Annotated in this window: 3 protein-coding genes and 1 pseudogene; all 4 read right to left on the bottom strand. The window is 46.9% G+C overall.

Features of this window, described 5'->3' with window-relative positions; all coding sequences use genetic code 11:
• Positions 1–1,004, bottom strand: a 1,004-nt coding sequence (locus QZZ35_RS10840) for a xanthine dehydrogenase family protein molybdopterin-binding subunit (protein ID WP_291237416.1), incomplete at its 3' end; no start/stop codon positions are given.
• Positions 1,005–1,044: 40 nt separating this feature from the next.
• The gene (locus tag QZZ35_RS10835) at positions 1,045–1,545 is read right to left on the bottom strand and encodes a (2Fe-2S)-binding protein (protein ID WP_291237415.1); all 501 of its coding nucleotides are present in this window, start codon (positions 1,543–1,545) and stop codon (positions 1,045–1,047) included.
• Positions 1,542–2,360 (bottom strand): FAD binding domain-containing protein, encoded by an 819-nt coding sequence (locus QZZ35_RS10830; protein WP_291237414.1) that lies wholly within the window; start codon positions 2,358–2,360, stop codon positions 1,542–1,544. Before QZZ35_RS10830 ends, QZZ35_RS10835 begins: the two co-directional genes overlap by 4 nt.
• A gap of 9 nt (positions 2,361–2,369) precedes the next feature.
• Positions 2,370–2,810 (bottom strand): annotated as a pseudogene (locus QZZ35_RS10825) (selenium-dependent molybdenum cofactor biosynthesis protein YqeB); the annotation flags it as partial.

Here is a 2,810-nt window from a genome sequence, read left to right as displayed (position 1 = left end):
GCTTTGAGCGGTCCGTAAAGCGAAATTGACTTATGACCGGATAAACCGACGGTTGTCGGGCCATGTTCACCATAAGCTCCTGTATTAGACAATGTATATAAATCAATTGCCTGAAGTTTTCCCTCCGCATCTGCACCGATCTTTACCGTCACTTCCATCTCATGACGGGAGGTGGATGCGATCATAACCTCTTTTCTTGTGAAGACCATCTTACATGGTTTTCCTGTGAGCCATGTGACAACAGCCGGATAAACTTCTGAAACAGCCGTCTGTTTTGCTCCAAAACCGCCGCCGATTCTCGGCTTCACAACACGAACCTTTGATTTGGATATACCGAGAGCCCGTGCTACGATACGACGTACATGAAATGGAATCTGTGTTGCACTTGTTACGACCAGACGACCGTAGGCATCCAGGGCTGTACTTGTAACAAAAGGTTCCATCATCGCCTGATTATTGGCAAGAGTATGGTATGTTCCCTCAACCACATAGGCGCACTCTTTAAAAACTTCATCCACATCTCCATTAACAAAACCGTCCTGTGCACAAAGATTGCGTTTATTATCTGCTCCCACCGGCATCAGGGACGCCCAGTCATCTTCCGGATGAACGATCACCGGATTGTCTTTCGCCTTTCTGAAATCCAGTACCGGTTCCATAACTTCGTATTTTACTTTAATAAGCTTCATCGCTTTATTGATGGCTTTCATATCATTTCCCGCGATCAAGGCCACCTCGTCACCCACATAGCGTACAATATCTTCCAGAATATAACGGTCATAAGGACTTGCTTCCGGATAGGTCTGTCCCGCCTCTGTAAACCGGATCTTCGGCACATCTTTATAAGTCAGAATACACTCAATTCCCGGAACAAGCTCTGCCTTTGATGTATCGATGGATACAATTTTTGCAAATGCATGGGGACTGCGCAATGCTTTAACGATCAGACTTTCCTTCGGAGCCAGATCGTTCGTATATACAGGTCTGCCGGCCATCAGAGCCATGGCATCCTTTTTGACAACTCTCTTATTAATATAGGATTTCTTATCGGACACCTTCAATGACCTCCCCTTTCTTAAATAACTGGTAATTTGCCTGCGTTACGGCAAGATAATTTCGAATTGCGCGGTACTGACTTTCATATCCGGTACAGCGGCACAGATTTCCTGCCAGATATTCCTTGATCTCCTGTTCTGTCGGCTTGTTCAGCTCTTTTGCCATAGCAAGAACATTCATGATCAGTCCCGGGCTGCAGTAACCGCACTGTTCTGCTCCCTGTTTCGCCATAAAACGAGCAAATTCCTCTGCCTCTTTTGCTACGCCCTCCAGTGTTGTGATTCTGTGGCCTGACGCCCGGGCTGCAGGTACTGAACAGGACAGCACCGTCTTGCCATCCATATAAACCGTACAAAGTCCGCAATTTGTTGTATCACAGCCGCATTTTACACTCTTGAAACCTTTCTCACGAAGATAGTCCATCAGTGTCATATCCGGTTCAATTGAATCTTTATAAATTTTATCATTAATCCAAAGTTTTATCTTCATCGCTTCAGACCCTCCTGTGTATCCCCTTTAAGCTGAAGACATATATCTTCAACTGCTCTTCCGACCAGAACTTCTGTAAGAAGTTTCCGATATTCGGCACTTGCACGCATATTGCTTCCGAATACGGCTGCCTCACTGATCTCTTTCGCAAACTGTTTGATTTCTTCCTCTTCCGGTTCGTCTGAGAGCGGATGCACGGCCTGAAATACCTCTGCCCGTCCCGGACGTGCACCGACAGATACCTTCCATCCTGCTTCCGATTTTGACACGCCGACGGTCACTACAGGAAAATCCGTCTTTGTATTTCGGAAACTCTGATATGCAGCCTTGCGTCCGTCTTTTTTCACATGAATACGGACAAGAATGTCTCTGTCATATGCCATTGAAACAAAATCATCCAGAGGAATCATGCCTCCTGCGTACATCTCCACAGTTGTATCCAGTGCAAGAAAGGCTGTCAGAGGATCTGAAAATCCAAATCTCTGATAAATACTTCCGCCGATCGTCGCTGTATTGCGAAACTGAGTACCCACAATGCCTTTCATCGTCTCTTTCATCATCCCATGAAAATACCGGTTCATGCCCGGGTGGCATTCAATATCTCTCAGGCTTGTCATACAGCCGATGATAAATGCATCTTCTGTTTCCTCAATCTGATCCAGTCCCAGATCCGTCAGGTCAATGGCAGATCCAATATTCTTACTTCCCAGACGGAGCCACATTCCTCCGCCGATAATCGACGAGGACTTTTTCTGATTCGCTTCATAAGCCTCCTCAAGACTCTTTACTTTTTCATAACCTCGTATGGTATACATATATTCCTCCTATTTTCCATGTTCCCATCCGCAGACCGCCTCAAGGACGCCGCCGCCGATGGCTCTCGCTTTATCTGATATGGTAAAACAGTGTGCTTTTTCACACCGCGCGTCAATATCTCCTGCCTTCATTCCTTTTGTGACCCGGACACCTTCCTGTAAAAGCCCCCGGACAATACCGGTAATCTGCGCTCTGACCGGTGTATTACCGGAAATAGCTACAACCTGACCGGCCTCCACCTGATCACCGATGGACACCTTCGGCACAAATATACCGTCTTCACCAGCGCGAATAATACGCTCAACTGTGTAACCGCCCACATTTCCCGGAATTCCCGTATTCGGTATGGCACTTCCCGCTTCAATGACACGTCCAAGATAATGTCCCCGCTTTGTCTCAATGACTCTATGGCAGTCGATTCCTGCCGTAAATCCCGGTCCCACACCGAT

The organism is Frisingicoccus sp. (genome assembly GCA_016298055.1).
In the GTDB taxonomy this organism is placed as follows: domain Bacteria; phylum Bacillota; class Clostridia; order Lachnospirales; family Lachnospiraceae; genus Frisingicoccus.
Note: the sequence above shows the minus strand (reverse complement) of the source record. Positions and strands in the feature narration are given on the sequence as shown.